The sequence below is a fragment of the Curtobacterium sp. UNCCL20 genome (assembly GCF_900101675.1).
In the GTDB taxonomy this organism is placed as follows: domain Bacteria; phylum Actinomycetota; class Actinomycetes; order Actinomycetales; family Microbacteriaceae; genus Curtobacterium.
The window spans coordinates 1,548,570-1,565,834 of sequence record NZ_FNKG01000001.1; the positions used below are offsets into that span (position 1 = coordinate 1,548,570).

The 17,265-nt window shown below is 71.3% G+C and carries 17 protein-coding genes; 9 read left to right on the top strand and 8 right to left on the bottom strand.

The genetic code is table 11. The annotated features are described in order from the left end of the window. The first annotated feature begins 19 nt into the window (after positions 1-19). From fdxA to BLT36_RS07605, 3 genes are all read left to right on the top strand, one after another. Positions 20-337 carry a ferredoxin gene (gene fdxA, locus BLT36_RS07595; protein WP_092093583.1) on the top strand — a complete coding sequence of 106 codons (318 nt, stop codon included), beginning with the start codon at positions 20-22 and terminating at the stop codon, positions 335-337. 10 nt (positions 338-347) lie between these two features. Further along, complete coding sequence (gene dapC, locus BLT36_RS07600; protein ID WP_092093586.1) at positions 348-1,466, top strand: succinyldiaminopimelate transaminase; 1,119 nt, start codon at positions 348-350, stop codon at positions 1,464-1,466. A 176-nt stretch (positions 1,467-1,642) separates the two neighbouring features. Beyond that, positions 1,643-2,941, top strand: coding sequence for a citrate synthase (locus BLT36_RS07605; RefSeq protein WP_092093588.1), 1,299 nt, complete (start codon positions 1,643-1,645; stop codon positions 2,939-2,941). Between the two features lie 878 nt (positions 2,942-3,819). Here BLT36_RS07605 and dapD read toward each other — a convergent pair. After that, a complete protein-coding gene (dapD, locus tag BLT36_RS07610; protein ID WP_092093591.1) occupies positions 3,820-4,776 on the bottom strand; it encodes a 2,3,4,5-tetrahydropyridine-2,6-dicarboxylate N-succinyltransferase in 957 nt (318 codons plus the stop codon). A 127-nt stretch (positions 4,777-4,903) separates the two neighbouring features. Between dapD and dapE the strand changes: the two genes are divergently transcribed. Both dapE and BLT36_RS07620 read left to right on the top strand, forming a co-directional pair. Then, positions 4,904-5,986 (top strand): succinyl-diaminopimelate desuccinylase, encoded by a 1,083-nt coding sequence (gene dapE / locus BLT36_RS07615; protein WP_092093593.1) that lies wholly within the window; start codon positions 4,904-4,906, stop codon positions 5,984-5,986. Beyond that, positions 5,971-7,215: a hypothetical protein gene (locus BLT36_RS07620; RefSeq protein WP_092094467.1), complete on the top strand. Its 1,245-nt coding sequence runs from the start codon at positions 5,971-5,973 to the stop codon at positions 7,213-7,215. Before dapE ends, BLT36_RS07620 begins: the two co-directional genes overlap by 16 nt. Here the strand turns inward: BLT36_RS07620 and BLT36_RS07625 are convergent. Beyond that, entirely contained in the window at positions 7,194-8,390 is a 1,197-nt protein-coding gene (locus BLT36_RS07625; RefSeq protein WP_092093596.1) for an AI-2E family transporter, read from the bottom strand. The genes BLT36_RS07620 and BLT36_RS07625 overlap by 22 nt on opposite strands. A 127-nt stretch (positions 8,391-8,517) precedes the next feature. On the opposite strand from BLT36_RS07625, the gene BLT36_RS07630 reads away from it, so the two are divergent. Beyond that, positions 8,518-8,688 (top strand): DUF3117 domain-containing protein, encoded by a 171-nt coding sequence (locus tag BLT36_RS07630; RefSeq protein ID WP_017887054.1) that lies wholly within the window; start codon positions 8,518-8,520, stop codon positions 8,686-8,688. A gap of 95 nt (positions 8,689-8,783) precedes the next feature. After that, positions 8,784-9,512 carry an AAA family ATPase gene (locus BLT36_RS07635; RefSeq protein ID WP_092094469.1) on the top strand — a complete coding sequence of 243 codons (729 nt, stop codon included), beginning with the start codon at positions 8,784-8,786 and terminating at the stop codon, positions 9,510-9,512. Here BLT36_RS07635 and BLT36_RS07640 read toward each other — a convergent pair. Then, on the bottom strand, positions 9,509-10,141 hold the full coding sequence (locus BLT36_RS07640; RefSeq protein ID WP_092093598.1) for an O-methyltransferase: 633 nt from the start codon (positions 10,139-10,141) through the stop codon (positions 9,509-9,511). The two genes, BLT36_RS07635 and BLT36_RS07640, sit on opposite strands and share 4 nt — an antisense overlap. A gap of 64 nt (positions 10,142-10,205) precedes the next feature. Between BLT36_RS07640 and BLT36_RS07645 the strand changes: the two genes are divergently transcribed. Continuing rightward, the gene (locus BLT36_RS07645; RefSeq protein ID WP_092093601.1) at positions 10,206-10,574 is read left to right on the top strand and encodes a twin-arginine translocase TatA/TatE family subunit; all 369 of its coding nucleotides are present in this window, start codon (positions 10,206-10,208) and stop codon (positions 10,572-10,574) included. A 96-nt stretch (positions 10,575-10,670) separates the two neighbouring features. On the opposite strand, the gene BLT36_RS19130 is transcribed toward BLT36_RS07645, so the two are convergent. The 5 genes from BLT36_RS19130 to BLT36_RS07670 form a co-directional block, all read right to left on the bottom strand. Beyond that, on the bottom strand, positions 10,671-11,975 hold the full coding sequence (locus tag BLT36_RS19130; protein WP_092093603.1) for a carbohydrate-binding protein: 1,305 nt from the start codon (positions 11,973-11,975) through the stop codon (positions 10,671-10,673). Positions 11,976-12,149: 174 nt separating this feature from the next. After that, on the bottom strand, positions 12,150-12,998 hold the full coding sequence (locus BLT36_RS07655) for a class I SAM-dependent methyltransferase (RefSeq protein ID WP_092093605.1): 849 nt from the start codon (positions 12,996-12,998) through the stop codon (positions 12,150-12,152). Between the two features lie 61 nt (positions 12,999-13,059). Beyond that, entirely contained in the window at positions 13,060-14,220 is a 1,161-nt protein-coding gene (locus tag BLT36_RS07660) for a P-loop NTPase (protein ID WP_092093608.1), read from the bottom strand. Continuing rightward, positions 14,213-14,713: a DUF1003 domain-containing protein gene (locus BLT36_RS07665; RefSeq protein ID WP_092094471.1), complete on the bottom strand. Its 501-nt coding sequence runs from the start codon at positions 14,711-14,713 to the stop codon at positions 14,213-14,215. The genes BLT36_RS07660 and BLT36_RS07665 overlap by 8 nt, the downstream gene beginning before the upstream one ends. A 52-nt stretch (positions 14,714-14,765) precedes the next feature. Continuing rightward, positions 14,766-16,085, bottom strand: a complete 1,320-nt coding sequence (locus tag BLT36_RS07670) for a magnesium transporter MgtE N-terminal domain-containing protein (RefSeq protein ID WP_092093610.1) — start codon at positions 16,083-16,085, stop codon at positions 14,766-14,768. Between the two features lie 104 nt (positions 16,086-16,189). On the opposite strand from BLT36_RS07670, the gene BLT36_RS07675 reads away from it, so the two are divergent. After that, positions 16,190-17,149, top strand: coding sequence for a YflT domain-containing protein (locus BLT36_RS07675; protein WP_092093613.1), 960 nt, complete (start codon positions 16,190-16,192; stop codon positions 17,147-17,149). Positions 17,150-17,265: the final 116 nt, after the last annotated feature.

Here is a 17,265-nt window from a genome sequence, read left to right on the forward strand (position 1 = left end):
CGAAGGGAGCACCCGAACCGTGACGTACGTGATCGCCCAGCCCTGTGTCGACGTCAAGGACCGCGCCTGCATCGATGAATGCCCGGTCGACTGCATCTACGAGGGTGACCGGTCGCTGTACATCCACCCCGACGAGTGCGTCGACTGCGGTGCGTGCGAGCCGGTGTGCCCCGTCGAGGCGATCTACTACGAGGACGACCTCCCCGACCAGTGGGCCGACTACTACAAGGCCAACGTCGAGTTCTTCGACGAGGTCGGTTCCCCCGGTGGCGCGGCCAAGGTCGGTGTGATCCACAAGGACCACCCGGTCGTCATGGCCGAACCGCCCCGCGGCTAGGAGCACGCACGTGGCGCTCGACCTCCCCGACTTCCCCTGGGACCAGCTGGTCCCGTTCAAGCAGCAGGCCGCAGCACACGAGGGCGGCATCGTCGACCTCAGCGTCGGCTCGCCCGTCGACCCGACGCCCGCGGTCATCCGCACCGCGCTGGCCGAGGCGACCGACGCGCACGCCTACCCGCAGGTGGCCGGCACCCCGGCCCTGCGTGAGGCGATCGCCGAGTGGTACGGGCGGCGCCACGGCGTGCAGCTGACCGAGGCGAACACCCTGCCGACGATCGGCTCGAAGGAGTTCATCGCCGGGCTGGCCCTCTGGCTCGGCATCGGTCGCGGTGACACCGTCGTGTTCCCGGCAGCCGCCTACCCGACGTACGAGCTCGGCGCAGCCCTCGTCGGTGCGGACGCCCTCGCCTCGGACGACCCGGCCTCGTGGCCGACCACCACGAAGCTGGTCTGGCTGAACTCGCCCGGCAACCCGGACGGGCGGGTGCTCTCCGTCGAGGACCTCCGTGCCGCAGTGGCCCGTGCGCGCGAGCTCGGCGCCGTGATCGTCGGCGACGAGTGCTACGCCGAGCTCGGCTGGGACGCCCCGTACGACAGCGCGCCCACCCCGACGATCCTCGACCCGCGCGTCGTCGGTGACTCGCTCGACGGCGTCCTCAGCGTGTACTCCCTGTCCAAGCAGTCGAACCTCGCCGGCTACCGCGCGGCGTTCGTCGCCGGTGACGCCGCGATCCTCGCCGACGTGCTCGCCGTCCGGAAGCACACCGGCATGATGCCGCCGCTGCCCGTCCAGCACGCGATGATCGTCGCCCTCGCCGACCAGACCCACGTGCAGCAGCAGAAGGCCCGTTACCGCGCCCGGCGGAACATGCTCCGACGGGCACTCGAAGGTGCCGGGTTCCGGGTCGACCACAGCGAGGCCGGCCTCTACCTCTGGGCGACGCGGGGCGAACCGGCACTCGACACGGTGGCGTGGCTGGCCGAGCGCGGGATCCTCGTCGCGCCCGGCACCTTCTACGGCACCGCGGGGGAGCAGCACGTCCGGGTGGCCCTCACGGCGACCGACGAGCGCATCGCGGCGGCGGCGCAACGACTGGCGAGCGGACGCCGTCTGCAGGGCGCCTGACGGACCTGCACCGCGCCTCCAGGCAGTCTTCTGCTGGGAGCGCAATCCGTGGTTCCCACCAAGTCCCGAGCATCCGGGTGTGCACGAGCGACAGACGGCGCGATTAGGCTGTCATCGTGACTGACACTGCCAATGACGCTCAGAAGACGGCCACACCGCCCACCACGCCCGTCCCCGTGAGTCCCGCCGCCGAGCAGACGACGGAGACCGCGACGCTGACGTACCCGGGCGGCACGGCGGAGTTCCCGATCCTGCCGAGCGTCGACGGCGCGTCCACCGTCGACATCTCGACGTTCAAGAAGCAGACCGGGATGAACACGCTCGACTACGGGTTCGTGAACACCGGATCGACCAAGAGCGCGATCACCTACATCGACGGCGACCAGGGGATCCTGCGATACCGGGGCTACCCGATCGACCAGGTCGCGTCGAACTGCACCTTCTTGGAGGTGGCCTGGCTCCTCATCTACGGCGAGCTGCCGTCCGAGTCCGAGCTCGCCTCGTTCGACGCGCGGATCCGCCGCCACACGCTGCTCCACGAAGACCTCCGTCGCCTGTTCGACGCCCTGCCGCACTCGGCGCACCCGATGTCGGTCCTCTCCAGCGCGGTCAGCGCCCTGTCGACCTACTACGAGGACGACATGGACGTCGACGACCCCGAGAAGGTCGAGCTCCAGACCGTCCGGCTCCTCGCCAAGCTCCCGGTGATCGCCGCGTACGCGCACAAGAAGTCCATCGGGCAGGCGTTCCTGTACCCGGACAACGGTCTGTCGTTCGTCGACAACTTCCTGCGCCTGAACTTCGGCACCATGGCCGAGACCTACCAGCCGAACCCGGTGCTCTCCAAGGCCCTCGACCGCCTGCTCATCCTGCACGAGGACCACGAGCAGAACGCCTCCACGGCGACGGTCCGCCTGGTCGGGTCGACGAAGGCGAACATGTTCGCGTCGATCTCCGCGGGCATCAATGCCTTGTACGGTCCGCTGCACGGCGGTGCGAACGAAGCCGTCCTCGAGATGCTGCAGCAGATCAAGGACTCCGGCGAACCCGTGCAGCGCTTCGTCGAGCGGGTGAAGAACAAGGAGCGCGGCGTGAAGCTCATGGGCTTCGGGCACCGCGTCTACAAGAACTACGACCCGCGCGCGAAGCTCGTGAAGGAGTCCGCCGACGAGGTCCTCGAGTCCCTCGGCGTCCAGGACGACCTGCTCGACATCGCGAAGGAGCTCGAGCAGATCGCGCTCTCCGACCAGTACTTCATCGACCGCAAGCTCTACCCGAACGTCGACTTCTACACGGGCATCATCTACAAGGCGATGGGCTTCCCGCCGCGCATGTTCACGGTCCTGTTCGCGATCGGTCGTCTGCCGGGGTGGATCGCCCAGTGGCGCGAGCTGAACAACGACCCGCTCAACAAGATCGGGCGCCCGCAGCAGCTCTACGTGGGCCACCCGGAGCGTGACCTGCCCGCTCGCTGAGCCAGCGCCCTCGACGCAGCACGCGGAGGCCCGGAGCCCGTCCACCGGACGGACCCCGGGCCTCCCGTCTGTCTGCTGCCTGCCTGCCCGGGGCGCCCGAGAGCGCGCGCGCACCGCCCGTTGTCGCGAGTGGCTTCTCGCGAACGGGCGAAATGCCGGGATGTGCGCGCTGCGCACCCCGTTCTTCTGCCCGCTCGCGGGGTCCGCGTGCTGGTTCTCGCCCGAGCTCGGCGCACGCGCGGCGAGCGGGCGCAAGCGCGTGGTCGTGCGGAGGTGCACCCAGAGGTTCCGCCCGCTCGTGGGGGCGGGCGCGGGTTGCTCGGCCAGCGGTCGATGGCCCGCGGCGAGCGGGCGCAAGTGCGGGGTCGTGCGAAGGTGCACCCAGAGGTTCCGCCCGCTCGTGGGGGCGGGCGCGCGGGCGGACCGGGCGGGCGGGCGGACCGGGCGGGCGGAAGTGCGGGGTCGTGCGAAGGTGCCCCCAGGGGTTCCGCCCGCTCGCGGGAGGCGGGCGCGTGCTGGTGCTCGCCCAGCGGACGGTGCGCCCGCGTCGAGCGGGCGGAAGTGCTCGGTCGTGCGGAGATGCACCGCGGCACTTCGCCCGTTCGCGGAAACGGGCGAGCGGGCAAGCGGGCGAGCGGCCCGGGCGGGCGCGACGGGCATGGCGACGGACTCCAGGCCCACGCGTCTCGTGGACGTCCTCCCGGGGGCCACACACGGCGCGCCCGACCCGACGCGGCGCAGTCAGTCGCGCGCTGCGGACCCCCGCGAGTCCGCCGGGGCGGCCGGGTACCGGCGGACCGGCACCGGGTCCTGCTGGTGACCGCCTGGAGGCACGGTGCCGGTCTCGTGGACCGGCTGCGCGCCTCCAGGCGGCTCGCTCACGCGTGGAGCGCGGTGTTGAGCTGGATGCCCTGTCCCTGGCGCTGGAGCGCCTCGACGGCGCCGGAGAGGGAGTTGCGGCGGAAGAGGACGTTCGGGGCGCCCGAGAGCTCGGCGGCCTTGACCGTCTTCGGGGTGCCGTCCGGGTTCGGGGCGGCGCCGACGAGGATCACCTTCGTGCCGGCCGTGACGTAGAGGCCGGCCTCGATGACGGAGTCGTCCCCGAGCGAGATGCCGAGGCCGGCGTTCGCACCGAGGAGGGCGCGCTCGCCGAGGGACACCCGGTGCGTGCCGCCGCCGGACAGCGTGCCCATGATGGACGCGCCGCCGCCGATGTCGGTGCCGTTGCCGACGACGACACCCTGGGACACGCGGCCCTCGATCATCGCGTCGCCGAGCGTGCCGGCGTTGAAGTTGACGAAGCCCTCGTGCATCACGGTCGTGCCCGGGGCGAGGTGCGCGCCGAGGCGGACGCGGTTGGCGTCGCCGATGCGGACCCGGTCCGGCACGACGTAGTCGACCAGGCGCGGGAACTTGTCGATCGCGTGCACGGCGATGCCGGCGCGCTGCAGCCCCGGACGGAGGCGCGTGAGGCTGTCGGGGTGGACCGGGCCGGCGTTCGTCCACGCGACGATCGGCAGGTGCGCGAAGACCCCGTCGAGGTTCACCTCGTTCGGGCGGACGTGCAGGTGGCTGAGGAGGTGCAGCCGGAGGTAGGCGTCCGGCGTGCTGGCCGGGGCGTCGTCGATCGCGATCTCCGTCGTGACCGCCTCGATCCGGACGTCTCGGCGCGGGTCGTCGCCGACGTGCGCGCGGAGGTCGGCGGGGAAGGCGGCGTCGGCGGGGCGGGCGCCGAGGTGCGTCTCCGGGTACCAGGTGTCGAGCGTCGTGCCGTCGGCGGCGATCGTCGCGAGGCCGTGGCCCCAGGCGTGGGTCTGTGCGGTCGTGTCGGTCACCGGACCAGGGTACCGATGCGGTGGACCGGGCCGCCGTCCGTCCGGACGGGTGCTGCGGGGCCGCACCGTGCCTCCAGGCGGTGGCACGCGCCAGCCCGTCGCAAGGGGCTGCCGATAGGGTGACCGCATGCCGGAGCAGCTCGACCTCACCGCCTCGTCCATCGACATCACCCGTGCCATCTGCGACATCGAGTCGGTGTCCGGGAACGAAGGGCCGCTCGCCGACGCGATCGAAGCGGCCCTGTCGCCGCTCGCGCACCTCGAGGTGATCCGCGACGGTGACGCGATCGTCGCGCGCACGAACCTCGGTCGTGACCGCCGCGTCGTGATCGCCGGCCACATCGACACCGTCCCGCTCAACGGCAACCTGCCGACCGAGTTCCGCACCGCCGAGGACGGCACCGAGATCCTCTGGGGCCGCGGCACGGTCGACATGAAGGGCGGCTGCGCCGTCCAGCTCAAGCTCGCGTACGACCTGGTCGCGCCGACCGTCGACGTGACCTGGGTCTTCTACGACCACGAGGAGGTGAGCGACGCCCTCAACGGCCTCGGCCGGCTGGCCCGCACCCGCCCCGAGCTCCTCGCCGGCGACTTCGCCATCCTCGGTGAACCGTCCGGCGCCCAGATCGAGGGCGGCTGCAACGGCAACCTCCGCGCCGAGATCCGCACGTACGGCAAGCGGTCGCACAGCGCCCGCAGCTGGATCGGCGACAACGCCATCCACAAGACGGCACCGATCCTGGCGACCCTCGCCGCGTACGAGCCCCGCACCGTCACCGTGGACGGCCTCGAGTACCGCGAGGGCCTCAATGCTGTCGGCATCAGCGGCGGGATCGCCGGCAACGTCATCCCGGACGAGGCGATGGTGCACGTGAACTACCGGTTCGCACCCTCACGGAGCGCCGACGAAGCCGTCGCCCACATCCGCGAGCTCTTCGACGGGTACGACGTGCAGATCGTCGACCTCGCCGCCGGTGCCCGCCCCGGTCTCGACGCCGCGCTGGCCCAGGACTTCGTCGCCGCCGTCGGTGGCCCGGCGCCCCGGCCGAAGTACGGCTGGACCGACGTCGCCCGCTTCTCGGCGCTCGGGGTCCCCGCGGTCAACTACGGTCCCGGCGAGCCGGTGTTCGCCCACCACGACGACGAGCAGGTCCCCGTCGACCAGATCACCTCGGTCGAGGACGGTCTGCGTCGGTGGCTGACGGCCTGACCACGGCCGGGTCCACCCGGCTGAACCCCACTCGAGCTCAGTGGCGTGCGCGCTACCGGCTCGTGCCGTGGTGGGTGCGGATCACGGTCGTGTACGTGCTCGCACGGGTCGTCACAGGCGTGATGCTCTCGGCGTTCGCGAGTGTGCAGGCCGCGAACTCGTTCACCGCCCAGCACCCGTCGTACCTGTCGTTCGCCTCGATCTGGGACGGCGCCTGGTACCGCGTGATCGCCGCGAACGGGTACCCGTCGACGCTGCCGATCGACGCCTCCGGGCACGTCACCGAGAACGCGTGGGCGTTCATGCCCGCGTACCCCTTCCTGGTCCGTGGCCTGATGGCGATCAGCGGGGCGTCGTTCGAGTTCGTCGCGGTGTCCGTGTCGCTCCTCGCCGGGTGGGGTGCTGCGCTGGTGTTCCGGCGGCTGATGGGGAAGTTCCTCGACCCGGCCCGTGCCACGTTCGCCACGGTCCTGTTCTGCGTCGCGCCGGTGTCCGCGATGTTCCAGGTCGCGTACGCCGAGTCGATGGGGTTGTTCCTGCTCCTCGTCGCACTCCTCCTGATGGTCGAACGGCGCTGGTGGACGATGCTGCCGGTCGTCCTGCTGCTCGGGATGACCCGGCCGACGGGGCTCGCGTTCGCGCTCCTCGTCGTGCTGTTCCTGGCGGCGTGGTTCGTCCGGCCTGCCTGGGTCCGCGCGTCGGAGCCGCTCACCGTGCGGACGGCCGTGCCACCCGCCGTGGTCGCCGTCGTGTCCGGACTGGTCGGCCTGGCCTGGCCCGCCATCGCCTGGGCGGTCACCGGTGTGCCGAAGGCCTACACGGACACCGAGCTGGCCTGGCGGTCGTCGTACATCGGCTGGAAGGAACTCGTGCCCTTCGCACCGTGGGTGCAGGGGTTCGGGTGGTGGTTCCAGCAGCCGGCGGGCGGGATCCTCCTCGCCGTGGTCGTCATCGGCTTCGCCGGGTTCGTGTTCATGCCCGCGGCACGTCGGATCGGGCTCGAGCTGCGACTCTGGGGAGTCGCCTACCTCGTGTACCTGCTGGCGGTGTTCTTCCCGCAGTCGAGCACGTGGCGCATCCTGCTGCCGATCGCGCCGCTGCTCGGGATCGTGGCACTCCCGAGGTCACGGGTCTACCGGGTGGCCGTCGTGGTGGTGTGCCTGGCGCTGCAGTGGGTGTGGCTCTCCTACTGCTGGTGGGTCGACGGCTACGACTGGACGCCGCCGTGATCGGAGCGGCCGTGGCCGTCACCGTCGGCGTCCCCGTCACCTTCGGCGTCGCCGTCGCTCACTGAGGGAACGGGCGTTCCGTCGCCGGGCCGCCACCCCGCTGCGGCCGTGACCATGGCGTTGACCGTCGCGATGAACGGCACCGCGAAGAACGCCCCGACCACGCCCGCGATCGTCGTGCCCGCGGTCACCCCGAGCACCACGCCGAGCGGGTGCACCTTCACGGCGGTCCCGGTCAGGAACGGGTGCAGCACGTGGCTCTCGAGCTGTTGCACGAGGACGACCACGCCGAGCATGATCAGCGCCGTCACCCAGCCGTTGAACACCAGCGCGATGATGACCGCCACGACACCGGCCACGATCGCCCCGACGACGGGCACGAACGCGCCGAGGAAGACGATCACGCCGATCGGGATCGCCAGCGGGATCTGCAGGATGAGCGCACCGATCACGACGCCCAGCGCATCGGTGACCGCGACGAGCAGCTGGATGCGGATGAAGCTCGTCAGGGTCTTCCAGCCGGCGCGCCCGGCGACGTCGATCCGCGGACGGGCACGGCGCGGGAACAGCCGGACCACCCACGCCCAGATGCGCGGACCGTCGATGAGCACGAACAGGGTCGTGAACACGATGATGAAGAGGCCCTCGAAGGCGTGCACGGCGCCGGACCCGGCGGCCTGGAACCCGGACAGGATCGACGACGCGTGCGCCTGGACGTAATCGACGCCGTCGGACACCCACCGGTTCACGTCCGTCGCCGTGATGCCGAACGGTTGGCTGTCGAGCAGCGACTGCAGCGAGCGGATGTTGTGGTGCAGTCGGCGTTCGAGGGACGGCAGGTCGTACCGGATCTGCGCGGTGACGATCAGGGCCAGTCCGCCGATCGCCAGGACGATGGCCACGAAGCACGACAGCACCGCGGTCCACTTCGGCCAGCGGTGCCGCTGCAGGAAGGCGGACATCGGAGCGAGCAGCGCGCAGACGAGCAGCGCGATGAGGAACGGCACCACGATGTCCTGCAGCAGGACGACCAGGGCGATGACGATCGCGAGCACCGCACCGACGACGAGCAGCCGCCAAGAGAACGCCCCCGCGACGCGCATCCCGACCGGCACCGCGTCCTCGGCCGGCCCGTCGATCGAGGTCGGATGACGCGTGGAGCGGATGTACGGCATCCGCAAAGGTTAGGAATCCGAGCCGCGAGAACGTCGCGATTCACGCCCCCCAACCTGGGCAGTTTCGCAGTTGCCCCATCGATACGAGATAATGGGCGTGCATGTACTGCGCGAAAGGGGACATCTGATGGCAGCCATGAAGCCGAGGACCGGTGACGGGCCGATGGAGGCTGTTAAGGAGGGTCGACTCATCATCGTGCGGGTTCCGCTCGAAGGTGGAGGCCGCCTGGTCGTCTCGGTCAACGATGCCGAGGCGAAGGAACTCCACGACGCACTCGCCGAGGTCGTCTCGGCCTAGTACGTCGAAGCACCGAACGGAAGGCCCGGAACGCGTACGTTCCGGGCCTTCCGCCATTCCTGCCGGTGTCGGTGCGGCAGGGCATGATGGCGAGCGTGCCGAGGACCCGCCTGCCGATCCGTCGCGTCGAGGAGTACCCACCGGACCCCCTGCCGCGGACCGAGTGGCCGGGGACGCTCCTCCCGGTGCGGCAGCTGCTCGACGACGGTCTCGACCTCGACCCGGTGACCCTGTTCGTCGGCGAGAACGGCGTCGGCAAGTCCACCCTCGTCGAGGCGATCGCGCTCGCCTTCGGCATGGGGCCCGAGGGTGGCTCGACGATGTCCGGGCACTCCACCCGGCCGTCCGAGTCGCAGCTCTGGGAACACCTGGTGCTCGTGCGCGAACCCGGCGCCGCACGCAGCGGCTTCTTCCTGCGCGCCGAGACCATGCACGGCGTGTTCACCTTCCTCGAGCAGCACCCCGGCCGCCGTCCGGAGCCGGTCTTCCACGAGCGCAGCCACGGTGAGTCGTTCCTCGACTTCGTGATCGACCGGTCCGCGTGGCCCGGCCTGTGGATCCTCGACGAGCCCGAGTCCGCGCTGTCGTTCTCCGGCTGCCTCGCGCTGATCGGCCTGCTCCAGTCGATCGTCGAGAGCGGCGTCGGGCAGGTCATCCTGTCGACGCACTCACCCGTGCTCGCGGCGTTCCCGGGCGCGACCATCCACGAGGTGGGGGAGTGGGGCCTCCGTCGCACCGACTGGGGCGACCTCGGCCTGGTGCGGCACCAGCGCTCGTTCCTCGAGGCGCCGGAGCGGTACCTGCGACACCTGGGCTGCGGCTAGGCGGACACCTTCGTCATCTGCAGCAGCCCGTCGCCCGCCGGCGAGAGGGAGCTGATGACCGCACCCGAGGTGGACACCTCGGTGAGGAGGAGTCGGAAGTCCGTCGTCGCACGATCCCGCTTCACCGGGTCGGCCACGCGTCCGCGCCAGAGCGCGTGCGGGACCAGCACGGTGCCGCCGAGACGTGCGAGCCGGAGTCCGTGCTCGACGTACTCGATGACGTGCTCGGGATCGGCGTCGACGAGGACGACGTCGTACGACGCCTCGTTCATGCGGGGGAGGACCTGGTTCGCCCGGCCCGGGATCAGCCGGATGCGCGCGGGGGCGGACCCGGCGGCGATGTACGCGTCGCGGGCGTACTGCTGGTGGTCCACCTCGATGTCGATGGTGGTGAGGGTGGCGGTGGGGGCGCCGCCGAGCAGGTACAGGCCCGACACGCCCAGTCCGGTGCCGATCTCGATCATGCTCGTCGCCCGCGACGCGGCGGCGATGACGCCGATCTGCGCGCCGATGGCGGGGGAGATCGCTTCGACCCCGAGCTCGAGGGAGTGCTCACGCGCTCGGGCGATCACCTCGGACTCCGAGACGAGGTCCTCGGCGAACTTCCAGTTCGACTCTTTCTCTGACACGCACACTCCGTTCGGGTGACAACTCTACGGGTGTCGTGCGGCGTGGACGGGTTACGCTCGTACCGTGTTCGACGGCTTCGAGAAGTTCCTGGTGATCGGGATCATCGGCGTCCTCCTGCTCGGACCGCAGCGGCTCCCGATGTACGCCCAGAAGCTCGCCGAGTTCGTGAAGGCCGTCCGTCGCTTCGCCGACACCGCGAAGGACCGGATGCGCGAGGAGATGGGCCCCGAGTTCGACGAGGTCGACTGGCAGAAGCTCGACCCGCGGCAGTACGACCCCCGTCGGATCATCCGCGACGCGCTGCTCGACTCCGGTGGCAGTGCGGCCGCGGTGCAGACCGCCCAGGTCACCGCGTCGAAGGTGCGCGCGACGGCACCGGTGGTGCCGCTCGCCGTCGGCGAGGCCGCACCGTTCGACGCCGAGGCGACCTGACGCCCGCAAACCTGACCGGATGACGGACTGGAGGCGCGGTGCCCGCTGGCACCGCGCCTCCAGTCCGTTGGTGGTGCGGACTCCTGCCGGTGGCGGCTACCGCAGGTCGGCCAGGAAGCGGTCCGTCCAGGCGAGCGCCGGTGCACTCGGGACGGAGCTGCACGTGGACGACGCCGTGGTCGAGGCGCACGGGGTGTCCCGGTCGAGCGACCAGTAGTGGATCCCCGCCAGCCCGTTCGCCTTCGCGTAGGCGGACAGCGTGTCGACGTCGGCGAGGGTGAACACCTCGTCGGAGGCGTCGTTCACGCCGATCATCGGCGTGACCTCGATCTTCGCCGGCGCGATGCCGTACGTGTGCTCGAGGTTGGTGACGGCCTGGATGGAGGACTTCCCCATCTCGCAGGTCGACCCGGACAGGACGCAGTTCGCGGCGGTGGCGCGGCCGAAGTCCATCGTCATGAGGTTGACGGTGTAGTTCGTCAGGCTCGACGCCTTGATGGCCTTCACCGTGGCGTCACCCGTGCTGTTGAGGCCGCCGAAGCTCCCGTCGCTGGCGGCCAGGGTCGCGAGGGTGAACGAGAAGCGCAGCCCCGGGTACTTGGTCTGCGCGAGTGCTGCGGCGTTGACGAGGTTCTGCACGTCGGCGGCGGACTGTCCGCTCTCGATGTCGAAGTCGACGCCGATCATGTGCGGGGTCGCGTAGCGGGCGATGAACGACTGCAGCGCGGTGCCGGAGCACGTGAAGGAGCCTGCTGCTCCGCCGGTGCTGACGATGTAGTCCACCCCGGCGGCGTCGAGCTTCGGGATGTTGGCGCTCGCGAAGGCATCCGCGGCGACACCGCCCCAGTTCTCGCTGCCGCAGGTGCCCGTCGCGAAGGCGAGGGTGATCGCCTTGAGGCCGGGCTCCCGGCTGGACACGAGACTGCTCGAGGAGCCGACGACGGGGATCCGGGTGCCGGTGACGGCGGTGTTCATGACGTTCGTGTTCCAGTCGAGGTTCACGGTGACGTCCTTGTACGGGCTGAACACGAGCCCGCTCGCCGTGCCGCCGCTCCCGCCGCCCGGGGGCGTCGTCCCACCTCCGGTGCCGCCACCGGTCCCGCCGCCGGTGCCCCCGCCCGTGCTGCTGCCGGTGCACGCTCCGGTCGAGGTCCACGGCTGCCCGCTCCCCGTCGCCCCCGAGTGCGTCGCGGGGTCGTCGCCCTGCGTCCACCAGTTCGCGCGGTAGTTCGCGCCGTTCTCACTGACCGTGGCGCCGCCGGTGTACGCGGTGCTGGCGCTCCAGGCGGTCGCACACGACGGGGTCGCGGCGAGTGCTGGTGCTGCGGCGAGTGATCCCCCTGCGATCGTCGCCACGACGGCGGCCACGAGGCCGATCCGTACCCGGGTGTTCTTGTTCACACGGTTCTCCTGTCCTCAGCCGGACGTCGTCGTCCGGCGGGTGGAACCCCTGCGACCTGATTTCGCAGGAGCATTGTGGAATACCCCTGCATATTGCTCCCAGGTGGAACGACCTGTCCATGAAAGGACGTACAGACAGTCGTTCCTTGCCCCGGGCCGCGGCTGCCGGCCTGTTCAGTCCCGGGTCGCGACGATCGTGAAGGTGGTCGGCAGCCGCTCCCGATCGGACGCCGGCCAGGCCCAGGACCCGTAGCCGGTGTCCTCCATCCGCGGGCTGAACCGCCACGGCAGCGTCCGGCCCTCGTCGAGCCGACGCAACCGGAGCCCCGCGCCGACGAGCGCGTTCACGATCTCGGACAGCGGGTGTGGCCACTCGAACGTCCGGGTGTTCGCCACGGTGCCCTCGCCCGTGTAGGTGCCGGCGTCGTCCCACTGCTGAGCAGTGCCGTCCGGGAAGTACCGGTACCGGGTGACGAGCTCGTCGGCGGACTCGTCGAGGGCGTACAGCGCCGGGTGGCCGTCGCGGATGAAGAACACGCCACCGGGCCGGAGGAGTGCGGCGACCTGCGCGGCCCACCGGTCGAGGTCGTCGAGCCAGCAGATCGTGCCGATGCTCGTGTAGACGACGTCGAAGTCACCGACCACGGCCGCCCGGGCGTCGAGGACGTCCGTCTCGACCCAGGTGACCTCGAGACCGAGCCCCTCGGCGAGTGTGGCCGCGGAGGCCAGCGCCGCCGGGGAGAAGTCGACGCCGGTGACCCGGGCTCCCTCACGGGCGAGGGAGACGGTGTCGGTACCGATGTGGCACTGCAGGTGGCAGACGTCGAGCCCGGCGAGGGACCCGTCGGGGAGCCACGGCGTCAGCACCGGGAGGTCGTCGCGGACCACGGCCGAGCGGTGGTCCGGGTCCGTCAGCGCGTCGATCTCGTACGCACCCTCGTGGATCGGCACCCGGTCGTCCCAGTTGGCGCGGTTGGTGTCGCGGGCGTGTTCCCAGTCGACGTCGACGTGATCCATGCTCATGGCTCGACCCTACCGATGGCCGCCACGCACCCGGGAGCGGGCCCGGGGCGAGGCGCGCGGGTCAGGACAGCGACAGCCCGAGCTTCCGCCCCGCGAGCCCCCGGCCCATCGTGGTGATCCGGTCCGCGATCGCCGACAGGGCCACGGCCGCGGGATCGGACGGTGCGCCGAGCACCACCGGGACACCGGCGTCGCCGCCCTCGCGGAGCGGCACGGACAGCGGCACGCTGCCGAGCACCGGCACGGGGTCGTCCTGCCCCCGGGACAGCCGCGCGGCGGTCTCCGCCCCGCCGCCCTCGCCGAAGAGGTGCAGCACGGAACCGTCGGCCTGCACGAGGCCCGCCATGTTCTCGATCACACCGATCACCCGCTGTCCGGTCTGCCGCGCGACGATCCCGCTCCGCTCCGCCACGTCGGCGGCCGCCGCCTGCGGGGTGGTCACGACGAGCACCTCGGCGTGGGGGAGCAGCTGGCCGACCGAGATCGCCACGTCGCCGGTGCCGGGCGGCAGGTCGAGCAGGAGCACGTCGAGGTCGCCGAAGTACACGTCGGTGAGGAACTGCGACACCGTGCGGTGCAGCATCGGCCCCCGCCAGGACACCGCGGTGGAGACGTCGTCAACGAACATGCCGATCGACACGACCTTCACGTCGTGGGCGACCGGCGGCAGGATCATGCTGTCCACCCGCGTGGGTCGGGGTGCGACGCCGTTCCCGTCGGTGAGGCCCATCAGCCCGGGGATGCTGAACCCGTGCACGTCGACGTCGACGATGCCGACGCGGAGCCCCCGGGCGGCGAGTGCGGCCGCGAGGTTCGCGGTGACCGTGGACTTGCCGACACCGCCCTTCCCGCTGGTGACCGCGATCACGCGCGTGAGCGAGTCGGCGGTGAACTGGACGCCCGTGGGCCGGCCGGCGCGCAGCCGTTCGGTCAGGGCACGACGCACCGCGGGGTCCATCACGGACACGTCGACTGCCACACTCGACACGCCGTCCACGGAACCGGCGGCGGCGCGCACGTCGCGCTCGATCGTGTCGGCCGCCGGGCACCCGACGATCGTGAGCTGCAGGTCGACGCGCACCGTGCCTCCCGGCTGCACGTCAACGCCGCGGATCATGTCGAGCTCCGTGACGGGCCGACGGATCTCGGGGTCGATGACGCGGCCGAGCGCAGCGCGGACGGCGGCGCCGAGTCGTTCGTCCGCGGCGGCGGCCTCAGCCACGGGTGGCGCTGCCGGGCTCGTCCACGAAGCCGGCGTCGTCCGCGTCGCGCCGGTCGAGCTCCTCGAGCAGCGACCGGATCTCGGCGCGGATGAAGTCCTTCGAGGCCATGTCCCGCATGGCCAGGCGGAGTGCCACCACCTCACGCGCGAGGTACTCGGTGTCGGCGAGGTTCCGTTCCGCGCGCTGCCGGTCCTGCTCGAACTGCACGCGGTCGCGGTCGTCCTGCCGGTTCTGCGCGAGCAGGATCAGCGGGGCGGCGTACGAGGCCTGCAGCGAGAGGACGAGCGTCAGTGCGGTGAAGCCGATCGCGGCCGAGTCGAACTGCCACGACTTCGGCGCGAGGGTGTTGTAGCCCATCCAGACCACACAGAACAGCGTGAGGCCGATGAGGAACCACGGCGTGCCCATGCCCCGTGCGATGCCTTCGGTCGCACGGCCGAACGCGTCCCCGCGACCGGCACGACGTCGGGTGGGGAGGACACGCGTGCGCATGCCCTTCGGGGAGTCGAGGCGCTCTTGACGCTCGAGCCGCTCCTGGCGGTTCTCATCCGTTCGGGCCACGGGTGGTCCTCCTTCCCGTCGTCACGGGCGTCTTGCGCGGGCGTTGGCGTGGGAGCGGTGAGGGTTCCCCCTCGCCCTGACTTCGCCAGTCGTCCGGCAGGACGTGGTCGAGGACATCGTCGATCGTCACCACCCCGACGAGTCGGTGGGCGTCGTCGACCACGGGGACGGACAGCAGGTTGTAGGTCGCCATGATGCGGGTGACCTCGGCGGCGCTCGCATCCACCCGGACCGGTTCGGTCTGCTGGTCGATGAGGGTGCCGAGCCGCTCGTTCGGCGGGTACCGCAGCATCCGCTGGAAGTGCACGAGCCCGAGGAACCGTCCGGTCGGCGGCTCGTAGGGCGGCAGCGTGACGCACACCGCGGCGCCGAGCACCGGGGCCAGTTCGTGGCGGCGGACCAGGGCGAGCCCCTCGGCGACGGTGGCGTCGGCGGACACGATCACCGGCTCGGTCGTCATGAGGCCACCGGCGGTGTCCGGCTCGTACTCGAGGAGCATGCGCACGTCCTGCGCTTCCTCGGGCTCCATGAGCTGCAGGAGGGCTTCACTGCGCTCGTCCGAGAACTGCGCGAGCACGTCGGCCGCGTCGTCCGGCTGCATGTGGTCGAGGACGTCGGCGGCGCGGGCGTCCTCGAGCCGGGTCAGGATCTCGATGCGCTGCTGGTCGGGCATCTCCTCGAGCACGTCGGCGAGACGGTCGTCGGGGAGTTCCTCGGCGACCTCGAACCGGCGTTCCTCGGGCAGGTCGAGCAGGGTCGACGCCAGGTCGGCGGGCAGCAGGTCGGAGTACGCGGCGATGACGTGTTCGGCGGACTGCGCCTCGCCCGGCAGCTCGTCCTCCGTCACCTCGTTCCACGTGGCGAAGGTGGTCGGTCCCTTGCCGAACGGCGACGGCGTCGTCTTCGGCTTCCGGAGGAAGAGCTGCGACACCTCCCAGTCGCCCTGACCGCGGTCCTCGATCGCGACGTCCTCGATGGTGGCGCGGATGCGCTCCTTCTTGATGAGGACCTTGCGGCCGAGCATCTCGGCGATCACCCGCACCTCGCCGCCGCGCTGCTCGAAGCGGCGCATGTTGACCAGCCCGGTGGTGATGACCTGCCCGGCGCCGATCGACGTGATCCGGCCGATGCTGACGAAGATGCGGCGTTTGCCCGGCACCTCGACGATGAGTCCCACGACGTGCGGGGCGTCGACACGGCGGTACACGACGAGCACGTCCCGCACCCTGCCGACGCGGTCGCCCGCGGGGTCGAAGACGGAGCACCCGGCGAGGCGGGCGACGAAGACCTTCGTGGCGCTCACCCTGCCCAGCGTAGTCGGTCGCGTGTCCGCGTTCGCCCGCACCGGTCGGCGGCTTCCCTGAGAGTGCACGTGCGATCGCAAGGTGTGCGGTGAATGATGGCTGGGTGAGCAATCAGAGCCCCTTCGCCGGCAGGACCGCCCAGGCCTTCCCGACGCTGCCCAAGGGCGACGTCCTCGGCACCTACGACAGCTACCCCGACGCGCAGCGTGTGGTGGCCAAGCTCGCCGAGGCCGACTTCCCGGTCAACCAGCTCTCGATCGTCGGCAACGACCTCAAGACCGTCGAACGCGTCACCGGCAAGATGACCTACGGTCGGGCCGCGATCGCCGGTGCACTGTCCGGGCTCTGGCTCGGCATCTTCTTCGGCATCGTGCTCACCCTGTTCTCCCCGAGCGCCGGCGGGCTGATCCTCGCCGCCGCCATCATCGGTGCCGCGTTCGGCATGCTCTACGGCATCGTCTCCTTCGCGATCACGAAGCGGCAGCGGGACTTCACGAGCGTCCACCAGGTGCTCGCGACGAACTACCAGATCGTCGTCGCCCCGCAGCTCACCGGGCAGGCCCGTCGGATCCTCGGCGAGGCCGGCATCGCCCCCGCGACGCACTGGAACCCGGGTACGCCGGGTGCGCCCGGAGCGCCGGGCGCAGGCTTCCAGGGGCAGCCGCCGCAGCAGCACTGGCGGCCGGGTCCGCCGAGCGGGCAGCCCGGCCAGTCCGGTCCGTACGGGCAGTCCGGTCCGGCCCAGGGGTCGCCCTACGGTGGGCACGCGACACCCCACAGCCAGCCTGGAGGCACGCAGCAGCCCGGCACGTCGGCCCCGGGCGCGCAGACGGGCGCGCCGCGCTACGGCACGAACGAGGGCCCGCGGTACGGGGAGACCCCGGCGACGGCGCCCGCTCCGGCAGCGCCCGAGGCAGCATCACGCCCCGGCCCCGAGGAGCCGCCGCGCTACGGCGAGCGGGTCGCCGGTGCCACGCCGACGTCCGCGCCCGCCTCGGAGTCGAACTCGTCGGGGTCGAAGGACGCGTCCGACGCGTCGGATCCGTCCGACCGGGCACGCTGAGGCCGTCCGCGTCTGGCCGGTCGGCCGTCCGCGTCTGGCCGGTCCCGTCCGCGTCTGGCCGTCCCGCTCAGGTTCGCCGAGGGGGCGCGACGTGCCGCCTGCTCGACGTCGAGTGG